Below are 16,904 nucleotides of genomic sequence, written 5' to 3'. Positions count from 1 at the left end.
AAGAGTTTGAATCTAAAGCTATACTCTGTGTCGAATCACTGGCGTTGAAAGTAAACTGAACTCAGCCCGTGTTTTGGCAATCAAACGGTTTTGCAAAAATCATTTTTAAGGTACCTTCGATCTTCAACCGTCAATGCGTGCGCCCGATGTAAGCCATTTCTTACCGCGACGGCTCTGCGCCCGGTGATCGAACGTCCAGTAAACAGGCACGCATCTCGCTGCCATACCATTCACGATACAAGTTCGAGACATACCCCGAGTTTAAGAACCCACCACTATGAATCTTACCGAATTAAAGAATACGCCGGTTTCTGAGCTGATTACTCTCGGCGAAAATATGGGGCTGGAAAACCTTGCCCGCATGCGCAAGCAGGACATTATCTTCTCCATTCTGAAGCAACATGCGAAAAGCGGAGAAGATATCTTCGGCGACGGCGTGCTCGAGATATTGCAGGATGGATTCGGTTTCCTCCGCTCTGGAGACAGTTCCTACCTCGCCGGTCCCGACGACATCTACGTATCCCCTAGCCAAATCCGCCGCTTCAACCTCCGCACAGGTGACACCATTTCCGGTAAGATTCGCCCGCCAAAAGAAGGCGAGCGCTATTTTGCCCTGTTGAAAGTCAACGAAGTCAACTACGACAAGCCGGAAAACGCCCGCAGCAAGATCCTGTTCGAGAACCTGACGCCGCTGCACGCCAATTCCCGTCTGCGGATGGAGCGCGGCAACGGCTCGACCGAAGACCTGACGGCGCGCGTACTGGATCTGGCGGCACCGATTGGCCGTGGCCAGCGCGGCCTGATCGTGGCGCCGCCGAAAGCCGGTAAAACCATGCTGCTGCAGAACATTGCGCAGAGCATCGCCTACAACCACCCAGACTGCGTGCTGATGGTGCTGCTGATCGACGAACGTCCGGAAGAAGTGACCGAGATGCAGCGTCTGGTGAAAGGCGAAGTGATCGCATCGACCTTCGACGAGCCGGCTTCGCGCCACGTGCAAGTGGCCGAAATGGTGATCGAGAAGGCCAAGCGCCTGGTTGAGCACAAGAAAGACGTGATCATTCTGCTCGACTCCATCACCCGTCTGGCGCGTGCCTACAACACCGTGGTACCGGCTTCCGGCAAGGTGCTGACCGGTGGTGTGGACGCCAACGCCCTGCATCGTCCGAAGCGTTTCTTCGGTGCGGCGCGTAACGTGGAAGAGGGCGGCAGCCTGACCATCATCGCGACCGCGCTGGTCGATACCGGTTCGAAGATGGACGAAGTGATCTACGAAGAATTCAAAGGTACCGGCAACATGGAATTGCACCTGGCGCGTAAAATCGCCGAGAAGCGCGTATTCCCTGCGATCGATTACAACCGCTCCGGTACCCGTAAAGAAGAGCTGCTCACCACTTCCGAAGAGCTGCAAAAAATGTGGATCCTGCGCAAAATCATTCACCCGATGGGTGAGATTGATGCGATGGAGTTCCTCATTAATAAGTTGGCGATGACTAAAACCAACGATGAATTCTTCGATATGATGAAACGCTCATAATTCGTTAAAAAATTCGCTGAACGCCACGCCTAGTCGTGGCGTTTTTCGCTTTTGGCGGATACGATAAGTAGCAGTAATGGAAAAGTAAGTTGTTTCCTCGACTTATTGAGAATTCATCTTGTTTGTCGGTCGGCTCTGCGCCGGTCGGCTTTGCTGCTGTCGTTTTGTCAGCCGATGCGAAGAAAATAGGCATGAATCACCGTTGTCATAGGAAATGACCGAAAGGTGGCGGGGGTCGATGGCACAAGCTATTGCCCGTGGTAAGCTGCCTTATCTTCTACAGAGATCTGTTAACTGTGAACTTACTCACTATGAGTACTGAAATTCTATTTGTTTTCCTGTTTTCTTTGGCTTTTCTCTTTGTTGCCCGCAAGGCGGCAAAACGTATTGGTCTGGTAGATAAACCCAATTATCGCAAACGCCATCAGGGGCTGATTCCACTGGTCGGCGGTATTTCCGTTTATGCCGGATTGTGCTTCGCGTTTTGGATTTCCGAACAACCTATCGCGCACGCCAAGCTTTATCTTACCTGCGCCGGCATTCTGGTGTTTGTGGGCGCGCTCGACGATCGTTTCGACATCAGCGTTAAAATCCGCGCCCTGGTGCAGGCGTTGGTCGGCATCGCCATGATGGTGTTCGCCGGTCTGTATCTGCGCAGCTTCGGCCATGTACTGGGCGACTGGGAGATGTTGCTGGGGCCGTTCGGCTATCTGGTGACGCTGTTTGCGGTATGGGCGGCGATCAACGCCTTCAACATGGTCGACGGCATTGATGGCCTGCTGGGTGGGCTGTCGTGCGTCTCCTTCGGCGCGCTGGGTCTGTTGCTGTACCTGAGCGGCCACCATGAGATGGCGTTCTGGTGCTTTGCGATGATCGCCACCATCGTTCCCTATATTTTGCTCAACCTCGGCATTCTCGGCCGCCGTTATAAGGTGTTCATGGGGGACGCCGGCAGTACCCTGATCGGCTTTACCGCCATTTGGCTGCTGCTGCAAAGCTCGCAGGGCAAGGCACACTCGATTAATCCGGTGACCGCACTGTGGATCATCGCTATTCCGCTGATGGACATGATAGCAATCATGTATCGTCGTTTACGCAAGGGGATGAGCCCCTTCTCTCCCGATCGTCAACATATTCACCACCTGATCATGCGCGCCGGCTTTACGCCGCGGCAGGCTTTTGTGTTGATTACCCTGGCGGCCGCATTGCTGGCGGCGGTTGGCGTGATCGGCGAACGCCTGACTTTTATCCCAGAGTGGGTTATGTTGGCATTATTCTTGCTTGCTTTCTTCCTGTACGGTTACTGCATCAAGCGCGCCTGGCGGGTTGCGCGGTACATTAAGCGTATCAAGCGTCGCCTGCGGCGTTCGAGCGATAACAAGCAAGTATCTTAACCAGAGGCTTTTTGGCTGTGATGAATCCAGAAACAACGTCTGACAAGCATACCCCGGCGGTGGATAACGAACTCGATATCCGCGGCCTGTGCTGCACCCTGTGGCGCGGCAAACCGTGGATTATCGGCATTGCGGTGCTGTTCGCGGCGGTCGCGCTGATCGTCTCTTATCTGGTTAAGCAAGAATGGAGCGCGACCGCAATCACCGACAAACCCACGGTGAATGCGCTGGGCGGTTACTACTCCCAGCAGCAATTCCTGCGCAATCTGGATGTGCGCACGCTGCCGGCGACGGCCGGCGATCAGCCGAGCATCGCGGACGAAGCCTACAATGAGTTCATCATGCAGCTGGCGGCTTACGATACGCGTCGCGATTTCTGGCTGCAGAGCGATTACTACAAGCAACGTCAGGAAGGGGATGCCCGCGCGGATGCGGCGCTGCTCGACGAGCTGATCAACAACATCCTGTTCACGCCGCGCGACGACAAGAAAGTGCCGAACGACGGCGTGAGGCTGACGGCGGAAACTGCCGCGGACGCCAACCGCCTGCTGCGTCAATACGTGGCCTTCGCCAGCCACCGCGCTGCCCTGCACCTGAACGAAGAGATCCAGGGGGCGTGGGCCGCTCGCACTACCTCAATGAAGGCGCAGGTCAAGCGGCAGGAAGCGGTGGCGGAGTCGGTTTACAAGCGCGAGCTGAACACCACGCAGCAGGCGCTGAAAATCGCCGAAAGCCAAGGGATCAGCCGCGCGCAGACCGACACCCCGGCCGAGCAACTGCCGGATTCGGATCTGTTCCTGCTGGGCCGGCCAATGCTGCAGGCGCGTCTGGAAGGTCTGCAGGCCTCCGGCCCGACCTATGACCTGGATTACGATCAGAACCGCGCGATGCTGGCGACGCTGAACGTTGGCCCGACGTTGGATGAGAAGTTCCAGACCTATCGTTATTTGCGCACGCCGGAGGAGCCGGTAAAACGCGACAGCCCGCGCCGGGTATTCTGGCTGATTCTGTGGGGCGCGATGGGCGCTTTGGTTGGCGCGGGCGTTGCCTTGGCGCGTCGACCATCGAATTAACCTTAGATTTAACTTACCGATGGGCGCTTAGTGCGCTCGGTTCGCAGGTCCGCCTGCGCTTAACTGACCAAAAAGAGATTCTCTGTGAAAGTGTTGACTGTTTTCGGCACCAGACCTGAAGCCATTAAAATGGCGCCGCTGGTACATGCTTTGGCTCAGGATGAGGCCTTTGACGCAAGGGTCTGTGTAACGGCGCAGCATCGTGAGATGTTGGATCAGGTATTGCGGTTGTTTGAGATTACGCCGGATTACGACCTGAACATCATGAAACCCGGCCAGGGGCTAACGGAAATCACCTGTCGTATCCTGGAAGGGCTGAAAGGAGTGCTGGAAGACTTCAAACCGGACGTGGTGCTGGTGCACGGCGATACCACCACTACGCTGGCGACCAGTCTGGCTGCATTCTATCAACGCATCCCCGTCGGGCATGTTGAGGCCGGATTGCGTACTGGCGATTTGTATTCCCCTTGGCCGGAAGAGGCCAACCGAACTCTGACGGGGCATTTGGCGAAATTCCACTTCGCGCCGACCGAGAATTCACGTCAAAACCTGCTGAGAGAAACACTGCCGGATAATCAGATTTTCGTGACCGGCAATACGGTAATCGACGCGCTGTTTTGGGTGCGCGATCGGGTAATGAGCGATGCCGCGCTGCGGGCTGGCCTGGCGCAGCGTTATCCGTTCCTCGATGCCAACAAGAAGCTGATCCTGGTCACCGGTCACCGCCGGGAAAGCTTCGGCGGCGGCTTTGAGCGAATTTGCAGCGCGCTGGCGGAGATTGCCCGCAATCACCCGGAAGTACAGGTGGTGTATCCGGTGCATCTCAATCCGAACGTCAGCGAGCCGGTGAATCGCATTTTGAAAGGCATCGATAACATCATGCTGATCGAACCGCAGGATTATTTGCCGTTTATTTATCTCATGACTCAAGCGCATCTGATCCTGACCGATTCCGGCGGCATTCAGGAAGAGGCGCCGTCGTTAGGTAAACCGGTGCTGGTGATGCGCGACACCACCGAGCGTCCGGAGGCGGTGGATGCAGGCACGGTGCGCCTGGTGGGTACCGATGTGGCCAAAATTGTTGATGCGGTAACTCAGTTGTTGATGGACGAAAGCGAATATCAAACCATGAGTCGGGCGCATAACCCATATGGTGACGGACATGCCTGCCAGCGTATCCTTGAAGCTTTAAAGAATCATCAGGTGACACTATGAGCTTTGACACTATTTCTGTCATTGGTCTGGGGTATATCGGCTTGCCGACGGCGGCGGCGTTCGCTTCCCGCAAGAAAAAAGTTGTAGGTGTTGATGTTAACCAACATGCGGTAGATACCATTAACCGTGGTGCGATCCACATCGTCGAGCCGGATCTGGATAAAGTGGTCAAGGGCGCCGTCGACGGCGGTTTCCTGCGGGCGGTGACCAAACCGCTGGCGGCCGATGCGTTTCTGATCGCGGTGCCTACGCCGTTCAAGGGCGATCACGAGCCGGATCTGGCCTATGTCGAAGCGGCGGCGAAATCGCTGGCGCCGGTGCTGAAAAAAGGCGATCTGGTGATCCTGGAGTCCACCTCGCCGGTGGGCGCCACCGAACAGATGGCGGAATGGTTGGCTGAAACGCGCAGCGATCTCAGCTTCCCGCAGCAAGCGGGCGAAGCGGCGGACGTGAATATCGCCTACTGTCCGGAGCGCGTGCTGCCGGGGCAGGTGATGGTGGAGCTGATTAAAAATGACCGCGTGATCGGCGGCATGACGCCGAAGTGCTCGGAACGAGCCAGCGCGCTGTACAAGATTTTCCTCGAGGGCGAATGCGTGCTGACTAATGCGCGTACTGCCGAGATGTGCAAGCTGACGGAAAACAGCTTCCGCGACGTGAACATCGCCTTTGCCAATGAACTGTCGCTGATTTGCGCCGAGCAGGGAATCAACGTCTGGGAACTGATCCGCCTGGCGAACCGTCATCCGCGGGTGAATATTCTGCAGCCGGGTCCGGGCGTCGGCGGTCACTGCATTGCCGTCGATCCGTGGTTTATCGTGGCACAGAATCCGCAGCAGGCGCGTCTGATCCACACCGCACGCCTGGTGAACGACGGCAAACCGCTGTGGGTGGTCGACCGCGTGAAAACGGCGGTAGCTGACTGTCTGGCCGCGACTAACAAGCGCGCGTCCGAGTTGAGAATTGCCTGCTTCGGCCTGGCCTTTAAACCGAATATCGACGATTTGCGTGAAAGCCCGGCGGTGGAAGTTGCCCATTTGATTGCGGATTGGCATTCGGGGGAAACACTGGTCGTGGAACCTAACGTCGAACACCTGCCGGCATGTCTGGTGGGGCATGTGGCGTTGAAAACGATTGCCGAGGCGTTGCAGCAGGCCGATGTGATCGTGATGTTGGTCGATCACCAGCAGTTCAAGGCTATCCGGCCGGAAGAGATCAAGCAAAGCTGGGTGGTGGATACTAAGGGAGTCTGGCGTTGAAACGTATTTTAGTTACCGGTGGTGCCGGTTTCATTGGCTCCGCGGTTGTGCGGCACATCATCGAGGCCACCGGCGATAGCGTGGTGGTGGTGGATAAGCTGACCTATGCCGGTAACCTCGAGTCGCTGGCGGTGGTGGCCGAGAGCGAGCGCTATGCTTTCGAGCAGGTTGACATCTGCGATCGTGCCGAGCTGGATCGGGTATTTGCCCAGTATCAGCCGGACGTGGTGATGCACCTGGCGGCGGAAAGCCACGTCGATCGCTCTATCGACGGCCCGGCGGCCTTTATCGAGACCAACGTGGTGGGCACTTACACTATGCTGGAAGCGGCGCGCCATTACTGGCAGCCGTTGGCTGCAGAGAAGAAGCAGGCTTTCCGTTTCCATCATATCTCCACCGACGAAGTGTACGGCGACCTGCACGGCACCGACGATCTATTCACCGAAACCACGCCGTATGCGCCGAGCAGTCCGTATTCCGCCTCCAAGGCGTCGAGCGATCATCTGGTGCGCGCCTGGTTGCGCACCTACGGTTTGCCGATCCTCGTGACCAACTGCTCGAACAACTACGGCCCTTATCACTTCCCGGAGAAGCTGATTCCGCTGGTGATCCTGAATGCGGTAGCCGGCAAACCGCTGCCGGTATACGGCAACGGCGCGCAGGTGCGTGACTGGCTGTATGTCGAAGATCACGCGCGCGCGCTCTATGAGGTCGTGACCGAAGGTGTGGTAGGCGAAACTTACAATATCGGCGGCCATAACGAGCGCAAGAATATCGAAGTGGTGCAGACCATTTGCGATCTGCTGGAAGAACTGGCGCCGAACAAGCCACAGGGCGTGGCAAACTACCACGATCTGATCACTTACGTGAAGGATCGCCCGGGTCACGATATGCGTTACGCCATCGACGCCGGCAAAATCGATCGTGAGCTGGGCTGGCGGCCGCAGGAAACCTTCGAAAGCGGCCTTCGCAAAACCGTGGTTTGGTACCTGAACAACGAAACCTGGTGGCGCCGGGTGCAAGACGGCTCTTATGCCGGCGAGCGTTTGGGGCTGTCCGAGTGAATGTAGCACAGTGCTGTCTTTAGCAGGCACTGTGGATTTGGGAGCAAGTATGAAAGGTATTATTCTGGCCGGCGGTTCCGGTACGCGTCTGCATCCGATCACGCGCGGCGTATCGAAACAGCTGTTGCCGATTTACGATAAGCCGATGATCTATTACCCCTTGTCGGTGCTGATGCTGGCGGGGATCAACGACATTCTGATTATCTCCACGCCGGAAGATTTGCCTTCATTCAAGCGTTTGTTAGGCAGCGGAGAAGCGTTTGGCATCACTCTCAGCTATGCCGAACAGCCAAGTCCCGATGGCCTGGCTCAGGCATTTTTGATCGGTGAAGAATTTTTGGCCGGTGAGCCGAGCTGCCTGGTATTGGGTGACAATATTTACTTTGGGCAGGGGTTCAGTCCCAAGCTGAAAAGCGTTGCGGCTCGTTCCACCGGCGCGACCGTGTTTGGCTATCAGGTGATGGATCCCGAGCGCTTTGGCGTGGTGGAGTTTGACGACCACTTCCGCGCGCTGTCGATCGAAGAAAAACCGGTTAAACCGAAGTCTAACTGGGCGGTGACCGGCCTGTACTTCTACGATAGCCAGGTGGTGGAGTTTGCCAAACAGGTGAAGCCTTCGGAGCGCGGCGAGCTGGAAATCACCAGCATTAACCAGATGTATCTGGAACGCGGAGAGCTGAACGTCGAGCTGTTGGGGCGTGGTTTCGCCTGGTTGGATACCGGCACGCACGACAGTCTGCTGGAAGCCAGCAGCTTCGTGCAGACGGTAGAAAAACGCCAGGGCTTTAAAATCGCCTGTCTCGAGGAGATCGCCTGGCGCAATGGCTGGCTGGATGATGAGGGCGTAAAACGCGCGGCTCAGACGCTGGCCAAAACCGGTTACGGCAAATATTTACTGGATTTACTGCATGCGCGTCCACGCCAGTATTGAGCCGCTGGTTTGGGAGAGCGACTTCTTCCAATTAGAGAGCGCCAAATTACATTTCGATAGCTCGGCGGCACCCGTAGCCGAGGCTGATTTGGATGCCTATGCGTTGGTGCAGGCCAAAATTCCCGCTTATCGCTTGGGATGGGCCGACGCGCTGTCGACGCTGGGATTCCGGCTGGTCGAAGGGGAAGTGGATCTGGTGGTGAACGTTGCGCCTGAAAGCGCGACGGCCGATGCCGCTTCGGCGGTTGCGGGGCGTCAGGCCGTTCCCGAGGACATCCCGTCATTGCGCGCTGCCGCCGGTGAGGTGTTCGCTGCCAGCCGATTTCGCGCCCCGTGGTACGATCGCGCCGATAGCGGGCGATTCTATGCGGCCTGGATCGAAAAAGCGGTGCAGGGCACCTTTGATCATCAATGCTTGCTGGTGCTGGATAGCCAGGGGCAACCCGAAGGCTTTGTCAGCCTGCGTGACATTGGCGGCCAGGAAATGCGCATTGGCCTGTTGGCGGCGTTCCCCGGCGCATCCGGCCGGGGTGTAGGCGCCAGGCTGATGACGGCGGCGATCGCCGAATGTCGGCAGCAGGGGATGCAGCGCCTGCGGGTTGCGACCCAGGTGGGTAATATCGCCGCATTACGACTCTATCAACGACAGGGTGCCGTGATTGAAAGCACCGCGTACTGGTTATACAGAGGTAGACATGATTCCATTTAACGCTCCACCGGTTGTTGGCACTGAACTCGAATATATGCAGGCTGCCATGGGCAGCGGCAAATTGTGCGGCGACGGCGGTTTCACCCGTCGCTGCCAGCAGTGGATGGAACAGCGTTTCGGCAGCGCGAAAGTGTTGTTGACGCCTTCCTGCACCGCGTCGTTGGAAATGGCCGCCATTCTGCTGGATATCCAGCCGGGTGACGAAGTGATCATGCCAAGCTTTACCTTCGTTTCCACCGCCAACGCCTTTGTGCTGCGCGGCGCCAAAGTGGTGTTCGTCGACCTGCGTCCAGACACCATGAACATCGACGAAACCAAAATCGAAGCGGCGATCACCGATAAAACCCGCGCGATTGTGCCGGTGCACTATGCCGGCGTGGCCTGCGAGATGGATACCATCATGGCGCTGGCGAAGAAATATAACCTGTTCGTGGTGGAAGATGCCGCGCAGGGCGTGATGTCGACCTACAAAGGCAAGGCATTGGGCACCATTGGCCATATCGGCTGCTTCAGCTTCCATGAAACCAAAAACTACACCGCCGGCGGCGAAGGCGGCGCGACGCTGGTGAACGATACGGCCCTGATCGATCGGGCGGAAGTCATCCGCGAAAAAGGCACCAACCGCAGCCAGTTCTTCCGTGGCCAGGTAGACAAATATACCTGGCGCGACATCGGTTCCAGCTATCTGATGTCCGACCTGCAGGCCGCCTACCTGTGGGGCCAGCTGGAGGTGGCGGAGCGCATCAACCAGCGCCGTTTGGCTCTGTGGCAGAAGTACTACGACAGCTTCCTGCCGTTGGCCCGGTCAGGCCGCATCGAACTGCCGGTCATCCCGGCCGACTGCGTGCATAACGCGCACATGTTCTATATCAAGTTGCGCGATATCGAAGAGCGCACGGCCTTTATCGACTACCTGAAGGAAGCCGAAATCATGGCGGTGTTCCACTATATCCCGCTGCATGATTGCCCGGCCGGCGAACGCTTTGGCCGCTTTGCCGGCGAAGATCGTTACACCACGCAGGAAAGCGCGCGCCTGGTGCGCTTGCCGCTGTTCTACAATATGTCTGATGTCAATCAGCGTACGGTAATCAATACCATCCTGAGTTTCTTTGCCTGATATGTCGTTGGCAAAAGCATCGATATGGACCGCCGGCTCCACGCTGATCAAAATCGGCGTGGGGCTGTTGGTGGTGAAACTGTTGGCGGTGGCGTTTGGCCCCAGCGGGGTGGGGCAGGCGGGTAACTTCCGCCAGTTGATTACCGTGCTGGGCGTGCTGTCCGGCGCGGGCATTTTTAACGGTATCACCAAATACGTGGCGGAGTACCACCAGGATCCGCAGCGTCTGCGTCTGGCGGTGGGCACCGCGTCGAGCATCGTGCTGGGCTTTTCGACCTTGCTGGCGCTGGTGTTTCTGTTCGCCGCCGAACCGATTAGCATCGGGCTGTTCGGGCATGCCGATTACGTCGATGTGGTGCGCGCCGTCGCTTTCATTCAGATGGGCATCGCCTACGCCAACCTGTTTATGGCGGTGCTGAAAGGCTATCGCGACGCGATGGGCAATGCGCTGGCGGTGATCGGCGGCAGCCTGATCGGCGTGGTGGCTTATTACCTGTGCTTCAAGCTGGGCGGTTATGAAGGCGCGCTGGCGGGGCTGGCACTGGTGCCGGCGTTGGTGGTACTGCCGGCCGGGCTGATGCTGTGGCGGCGCAAAACGCTGCCGTTGCGCTACCTGGCGCCGCGCTGGGACAAACTCGTGGCCGGCAACCTCGGCAAGTTCACCGTCATGGCGCTGATCACTTCGGTGACGCTGCCGGTGGCCTATGTGATGATGCGTAACCTGTTGGCCGCGCATTACGGTTGGGATGAAGTGGGGATCTGGCAGGGCGTCAGCAGCATTTCCGATGCCTATCTGCAGTTCATCACCGCCTCGTTTACCGTCTATCTGCTGCCGACGCTGTCGCGGCTGACGGACAAGGGCACCATCTCGCGGGAGATCGTGCGCTCGTTGAAATTCGTGCTGCCGGCGGTAGCGGCGGCGAGCTTTACGGTGTGGCTGCTGCGTGATTTCGCCATCTGGCTGCTGTTCTCGGACAAATTCGTCGCCATGCGCGATCTGTTTGCCTGGCAGCTGGTGGGCGACGTGCTGAAAGTCGGGGCTTATGTGTTCGGCTATCTGGTGATCGCCAAAGCGTCGCTGCGCTTCTATATCCTGACGGAAGTCAGCCAGTTTCTGCTGCTGACGCTGTTCTCGCACTGGCTGATCCCGCTGCACGGCGCGTTGGGGGCGGCTCAGGCCTATATGGCAACCTACATCGTGTATTTCGCGCTCTGTAGCTGCGTATTTCTTATCTATCGTAGACGAGTATGACCACACTGATTCACGTTCTGGGATCCGATATCCCGCATCATAACCAGACGGTGCTGCGCTTCTTCAACGACGTGCTGGCGCCGCGTTTGCCGGCTGAGCAGACGCGGCATTTTATGGTGGCGGCCAAGGATGTGGCGGCACTGGGAGATTTCCCCGCCCTGAACATTGCGCCCTACGCAGACAAGAAAAGCCTGGCGGCGGCGGTCATCGCGCGCGCTCAGGCCGATCGCAATGCGCGCTTCTTCCTGCACGGCCAGTTCAATCCGGGGCTGTGGTTGGCGCTGCTGAACGGCAAGATCAAGGCGCGTCAGGTCAGTTGGCATATTTGGGGCGCCGATCTGTATGAAGACGCCACCAGCTGGAAATTCCGGCTGTTCTATTTGCTGCGCCGCATTGCGCAGGGGCGGGTGGGGAACGTGTTTGCTACCCGCGGCGACGTGATCCACTACCAGCAGCGCCATGCGCGGGTGCCGGCCTCGCTGCTGTACTTCCCGACCCGCATGGATCCGGCGCTGACCGACGTTCACGTCGAGAAAAACCTGGCCGGGCCGATGACGATTCTGGTGGGTAACTCCGGCGATCGCAGCAATCGGCATATCGAAGCGCTGCAGGCGATTCATCAGCAGTTCGGCGCCGACGTGCGCGTGATCCTGCCGATGGGCTATCCGACCAATAACGACGCCTACATCGAGCAGGTGCGCGCCGCCGGGTTGCCGCTGTTCGGCGAGAAAAACCTGCAGCTGCTCACGCAGCAGGTGGCGTTTGAGGACTACCTCAATATTCTGCGCGCCTGCGATCTCGGCTATTTCATTTTCAATCGCCAGCAGGGGATTGGCACCCTGTGCCTGCTGATTCAGTTCGGCGTGCCTTTCGTGCTCAGCCGGCAAAACCCGTTCTGGCAGGATTTGGCGGAACAGCATCTGCCGGTGCTGTTCTATGGCGATTCGCTGGACGAGGCGGTGGTGCGTGAAGCGCAGCGTCAGCTGGCGGCGGTGGATAAACAGGCGATCGCCTTCTTCAATCCGAACTATGTCGACGGTTGGCAGCAAGCCCTGGCGTTGGCGGCGGGAGAGCACTCATGACGTTGGCGCAATTCGGCGGCCTGTTCGTCGTCTATCTGGTCAGCCTGACGTTTATCCTGACGCTGACCTATCAGGAGTTTCGGCGCGTGCGCTTTAACTTCAACGTCTTCTTCTCGCTGCTGTATTTGCTGACGTTTTATTTCGGTTTTCCTTTGACCTGCCTGCTGGTGTTCCAGTTTGACGTCGAGGTAGTGCCGGTGGAGTTTCTGCTGTACGCCCTGCTGTCGGCGACGGCGTTTTACGCCATCTATTACGTTACCTACAAGACCCGGCTGCGCAAGCGCCGCACGCAGCCGCGCGCTGCGCTGTTTACCATGAACCGGGTGGAAACCCATATGACCTGGGTGCTGCTGGCGCTGGTGGCGATCGGTACCGTTGGGATCTTCTTCATGCAGAACGGCTTCCTGCTGTTCAAGCTCAATTCCTACAGCCAGATTTTCTCCAGCGACGTGTCCGGCGTGGCGCTCAAGCGGTTCTTTTACTTCTTCATTCCGGCGATGCTGGTGGTCTATTTCCTGCGGCAGGATCTGCGCGCCTGGTTCTTGTTCCTGGTGGCGACGGTGGCGTTCGGCATTCTGACCTACGTGATCGTCGGCGGCACCCGCGCCAACATCATCATCGCCTTCGCGCTGTTCCTGTTTATCGGCATCGTGCGCGGCTGGATCACACTGTGGATGCTGGCGGCGGCGGGCATATTCGGCGTGGTCGGCATGTTCTGGCTGGCGTTGAAGCGCTACAGCCTGGACGTCAGCGGCGCGGAGGCGTTTTATACCTTCCTCTACCTGACCCGCGATACCTTCTCGCCGTGGGAAAACCTGGCGCTGCTGTTGCAAAATTACGACAAGATCGATTTCCAGGGCCTGGCGCCGATCTTGCGTGATTTCTACGTCTTTATCCCTACCTGGCTCTGGCCCGGCCGGCCGGACGTGGTGCTGAACTCGGCCAACTACTTCACCTGGGAAGTGCTGAACAACCACTCCGGGCTGGCGATTTCGCCGACGCTGATCGGTTCGCTGGTGGTGATGGGCGGCGCGCTGTTTATCCCGCTCGGCGCGATTCTGGTGGGCATGATCATCAAGTGGTTCGACTGGCTGTATGAGCTGGGCAAAACCGAGCCGAACCGCTATAAGGCGGCCATTCTGCAGGGGTTCTGCTTCGGCGCGGTGTTCAACATGATCGTGTTGGCGCGGGAAGGGGTGGATTCATTCGTGTCGCGCGTGGTGTTCTTCTGCATTATTTTCGGCGCCTGTCTGGTGCTGGCGAAGTTGCTGTATTGGCTGTTCGATACCGCCGGGCTGATCAAGGCCAGAGTGACGCGCACCCGCGCGCTGGCGTCGCCGCCTCGGGCCAACGGTCTTTTGTAAGGGTAATGAGAACGATGGAAGCAAAGATTTCGGTGCCGCAGTATGAGCTGCGCGGTTTCAGCCTGTGGGGCTTTCGCGATATGGCGCATTGCATGGACTTTTTGTTCGACGGCGGCCGGGTAAAACAGGGCACGCTGGTGGCCATGAACGCGGAAAAGATCCTGAAGGCGGAAGAGGACCAGGCGCTGCATGCGTTGCTGGATGATGCGGAGTACAAGTACGCAGACGGCATCAGCATGGTGCGCTCGATTCGCCGCAAATACCCGGCGGCGGACGTTTCGCGCGTTGCGGGCGCCGATCTGTGGGAAGCCTTGATGCAACGCGCCGGCCGTGAAGGCACGCCGGTCTTCCTGGTCGGCGGCAAGCCGGAGGTTTTGGCGGAAACCGAGCAAAAGCTGCGCAGCCAGTGGAATGTCAACCTGGTGGGCAGCCAGGACGGCTACTTCAAACCGGATCAGCGCGAGGCGCTGTTCGAGCGTATTCGTGCCAGCGGCGCCGCGATCGTGACGGTGGCGATGGGATCGCCGAAGCAGGAGATTCTGATGCGCGACTGCCGCAAGGTGCATCCGCAGGCGCTGTATATGGGCGTGGGCGGCACCTACGACGTCTTTACCGGCCATGTGAAGCGTGCGCCCAAGGTGTGGCAGAACCTCGGTCTGGAATGGCTCTACCGCCTGCTCAGCCAACCCAGCCGCATCGGCCGGCAGTTGAAGCTGTTGAAGTTTGTCGGCTACTACTACAGCGGCAAGATGTAACCCCTCATCCGGGGCGGAAAGTGCTGTTCCGCCCCGGTCTGCTGTACCAATAATCTGCTTTTGCGCGTTTCTCCCGCATATCTATAACCCTCGGCCCTAAACGTCGTCGCATTTATTCCATAAAGTTTTAAATTGCGGTTTGCTTATAGCGGCGAAATGCGAAACGATACCGCCCGGAAATTATCCCTGGCCGCTGAAGCTTGATGCGACAGCGCTGAACGATGTCCTTCTCACGGTCACTTCGCTCCGACAACCCGTTGATGCCAATCCGATCGGCAGGGGATGATTTATTCTTTTAATAATGACAATAACGACCGGCAGCGGCCGGCAGGCAAACACGACCCGAGAAAAATTATTGAGGATTTATGGCACACAAAGAGAAACCGCAAGGGCTACACCGGGGCCTTGAGGCCCGGCATATCGAGCTTATCGCTCTGGGGGGCACCATCGGTGTCGGCCTGTTTATGGGCTCGGCCAGTACGCTGAAATGGGCGGGGCCGTCGGTGCTGCTGGCTTACATTATCGCCGGGCTGTTCGTGTTCTTCATTATGCGTTCGATGGGGGAAATGCTGTTCCTCGAGCCGGTCGCCGGGTCGTTTGCCGTTTACGCGCATAAGTACATGAATCCCTACTTCGGTTACCTGACCGCCTGGGGCTACTGGTTTATGTGGATTGCCGTCGGCATTTCTGAAATCACCGCCATCGGGGTGTATGTGCAGTTCTGGTTCCCGGAAATACCGCAGTGGGTGCCGGCGTTGATCGCCGTGGCGATGGTCGCGTTGGCCAACCTGGCGGCGGTGCGCCTGTACGGTGAGCTGGAGTTCTGGTTCGCCATGATCAAGGTCACCACCATCATCGTGATGATTCTGGTGGGGCTGGGGGTGATCCTCTTCGGCTTCGGCAACGGCGGTGAACCTATCGGTTTCGCCAATTTGACGGCGCACGGCGGTTTCTTTGCCGGCGGCTGGAAAGGCTTCCTGTTTGCGCTGTGCATCGTGGTGGCGTCCTATCAGGGGGTTGAACTGGTGGGCATCACCGCCGGGGAAGCCAAGAACCCGCAGGTGACGCTGAAACGCGCGATCAACAATATCCTGTGGCGCATCCTGATCTTCTATGTCGGTGCGATCTTCGTCATTGTCACCATCTTCCCGTGGAACGGCATCGGCACCACCGGCAGCCCGTTCGTGCTGACCTTCGCCAAGATCGGCATCGTTGCCGCCGCCGGCATCATCAACTTCGTGGTGTTGACCGCCGCGCTCTCCGGTTGCAACAGCGGCATGTACAGCGGCGGCCGCATGCTGTACGCCCTGGCCAAGAACCGCCAACTGCCGGCGGCGCTTACCAAGCTTTCCGCCAGCGGCGTGCCGGTGAACTGCATCGCCGTCACCATCGGCTGCCTGTTGGTGGGCTCCGCGCTGAACTACATCATCCCGAATCCGGAGCAGGTGTTCGTTTATGTCTACAGCGCGAGCGTGCTGCCGGGCATGGTGCCGTGGTTCGTGGTGCTGATAAGCCAACTCTATTTCCGCCGCGCCCATAAGGAAGCGATCAAAAACCACAGCTTTAAGTCGATCATGTTCCCGTATGTGAACTATCTGACCATCGCTTTTCTGGTTTGCGTGCTGGTCGGCATGGGAATCAACCCGGATACGCGCATTTCCCTGCTGGTCGGGGCGATTTTCTTAGCCGGCGTCAGCCTGTGCTACTTCGCTTTCGGCATGCACAAGAAACATCATCCGGTTGAAAATCGGGTAGAAACGCGCCAATAAACGGCGAAAAGGGGCTACGGAGTGCGCTTTTGTGCGCGGGAGTGAGCAAAGCGTAATCAAACGCAACATTTCTGCGAAAAAGCACTAGACAGGATTGGCGTAAATCCGTAGTATCCCCTCCCGCAACGGCGCTACGCGCCCGTAGCTCAGCTGGATAGAGCGCTGCCCTCCGGAGGCAGAGGTCTCAGGTTCGAATCCTGTCGGGCGCGCCATTAAGTTTGTGCGCAGGAGCTGCGGTGGTATATTACCGCGTGAGTAAGAAGTAGTAATGGTGGCTATAGCTCAGTTGGTAGAGCCCTGGATTGTGATTCCAGTTGTCGTGGGTTCGAGTCCCATTAGCCACCCCACTTCCTGACGAAGTGACGATTTAGCAGTATTTTGTG

The 16,904-nt window shown here is 58.0% G+C and carries 14 protein-coding genes and 2 tRNA genes; all 16 read left to right on the top strand.

Annotated features, from left to right (window positions below; all coding sequences use genetic code 11):
* Positions 1–277 precede the first annotated feature (277 nt).
* The 16 genes from rho to ABTW55_RS09680 all read left to right on the top strand — a co-directional run bounded on the left by rho (position 278) and on the right by ABTW55_RS09680 (position 16,868).
* Complete coding sequence (gene rho, locus ABTW55_RS09755; RefSeq protein ID WP_004934188.1) at positions 278–1,537, top strand: transcription termination factor Rho; 1,260 nt, start codon at positions 278–280, stop codon at positions 1,535–1,537.
* Positions 1,538–1,833: 296 nt separating this feature from the next.
* Positions 1,834–2,931 (top strand): UDP-N-acetylglucosamine--undecaprenyl-phosphate N-acetylglucosaminephosphotransferase, encoded by a 1,098-nt coding sequence (wecA, locus tag ABTW55_RS09750; protein WP_049233749.1) that lies wholly within the window; start codon positions 1,834–1,836, stop codon positions 2,929–2,931.
* Positions 2,932–2,951: 20 nt separating this feature from the next.
* Entirely contained in the window at positions 2,952–4,004 is a 1,053-nt protein-coding gene (wzzE, locus tag ABTW55_RS09745; protein WP_060423435.1) for an ECA polysaccharide chain length modulation protein, read from the top strand.
* Between the two features lie 84 nt (positions 4,005–4,088).
* A complete protein-coding gene (gene wecB, locus ABTW55_RS09740) occupies positions 4,089–5,219 on the top strand; it encodes a non-hydrolyzing UDP-N-acetylglucosamine 2-epimerase (protein ID WP_033654003.1) in 1,131 nt (376 codons plus the stop codon).
* On the top strand, positions 5,216–6,478 hold the full coding sequence (gene wecC / locus ABTW55_RS09735) for a UDP-N-acetyl-D-mannosamine dehydrogenase (protein WP_033654004.1): 1,263 nt from the start codon (positions 5,216–5,218) through the stop codon (positions 6,476–6,478). The genes wecB and wecC overlap by 4 nt, the downstream gene beginning before the upstream one ends.
* Complete coding sequence (gene rffG, locus ABTW55_RS09730; protein WP_060423432.1) at positions 6,475–7,542, top strand: dTDP-glucose 4,6-dehydratase; 1,068 nt, start codon at positions 6,475–6,477, stop codon at positions 7,540–7,542. Before wecC ends, rffG begins: the two co-directional genes overlap by 4 nt.
* Before the next feature lie 49 nt (positions 7,543–7,591).
* Positions 7,592–8,473 carry a glucose-1-phosphate thymidylyltransferase RfbA gene (rfbA, locus tag ABTW55_RS09725; RefSeq protein ID WP_033654006.1) on the top strand — a complete coding sequence of 294 codons (882 nt, stop codon included), beginning with the start codon at positions 7,592–7,594 and terminating at the stop codon, positions 8,471–8,473.
* Complete coding sequence (gene rffC / locus ABTW55_RS09720; protein ID WP_033654007.1) at positions 8,451–9,182, top strand: dTDP-4-amino-4,6-dideoxy-D-galactose acyltransferase; 732 nt, start codon at positions 8,451–8,453, stop codon at positions 9,180–9,182. The genes rfbA and rffC overlap by 23 nt, the downstream gene beginning before the upstream one ends.
* Positions 9,169–10,299, top strand: a complete 1,131-nt coding sequence (rffA, locus tag ABTW55_RS09715) for a dTDP-4-amino-4,6-dideoxygalactose transaminase (RefSeq protein WP_041037217.1) — start codon at positions 9,169–9,171, stop codon at positions 10,297–10,299. Before rffC ends, rffA begins: the two co-directional genes overlap by 14 nt.
* 1 nt (position 10,300) lies before the next feature.
* Positions 10,301–11,551 carry a lipid III flippase WzxE gene (wzxE, locus tag ABTW55_RS09710; protein ID WP_047569829.1) on the top strand — a complete coding sequence of 417 codons (1,251 nt, stop codon included), beginning with the start codon at positions 10,301–10,303 and terminating at the stop codon, positions 11,549–11,551.
* Positions 11,548–12,633, top strand: coding sequence for a TDP-N-acetylfucosamine:lipid II N-acetylfucosaminyltransferase (locus tag ABTW55_RS09705; protein WP_047569827.1), 1,086 nt, complete (start codon positions 11,548–11,550; stop codon positions 12,631–12,633). The genes wzxE and ABTW55_RS09705 overlap by 4 nt, the downstream gene beginning before the upstream one ends.
* Entirely contained in the window at positions 12,630–13,997 is a 1,368-nt protein-coding gene (wzyE, locus tag ABTW55_RS09700) for an ECA oligosaccharide polymerase (RefSeq protein ID WP_033649865.1), read from the top strand. Before ABTW55_RS09705 ends, wzyE begins: the two co-directional genes overlap by 4 nt.
* 14 nt (positions 13,998–14,011) lie before the next feature.
* Positions 14,012–14,752 (top strand): lipopolysaccharide N-acetylmannosaminouronosyltransferase, encoded by a 741-nt coding sequence (gene wecG, locus ABTW55_RS09695; RefSeq protein WP_060423429.1) that lies wholly within the window; start codon positions 14,012–14,014, stop codon positions 14,750–14,752.
* Positions 14,753–15,117: 365 nt separating this feature from the next.
* Complete coding sequence (locus tag ABTW55_RS09690; protein WP_060423426.1) at positions 15,118–16,521, top strand: amino acid permease; 1,404 nt, start codon at positions 15,118–15,120, stop codon at positions 16,519–16,521.
* Positions 16,522–16,656: 135 nt separating this feature from the next.
* A tRNA-Arg gene (locus ABTW55_RS09685) sits at positions 16,657–16,733 on the top strand.
* A 59-nt stretch (positions 16,734–16,792) separates the two neighbouring features.
* Positions 16,793–16,868: transfer RNA gene (locus ABTW55_RS09680), tRNA-His, on the top strand.
* Positions 16,869–16,904: the final 36 nt, after the last annotated feature.

Source organism: Serratia sp. SM04, assembly GCF_040280225.1.
GTDB classification, from domain to species: domain Bacteria; phylum Pseudomonadota; class Gammaproteobacteria; order Enterobacterales; family Enterobacteriaceae; genus Serratia; species Serratia sarumanii.
This window is presented reverse-complemented; position numbering and strand designations above follow the sequence as displayed.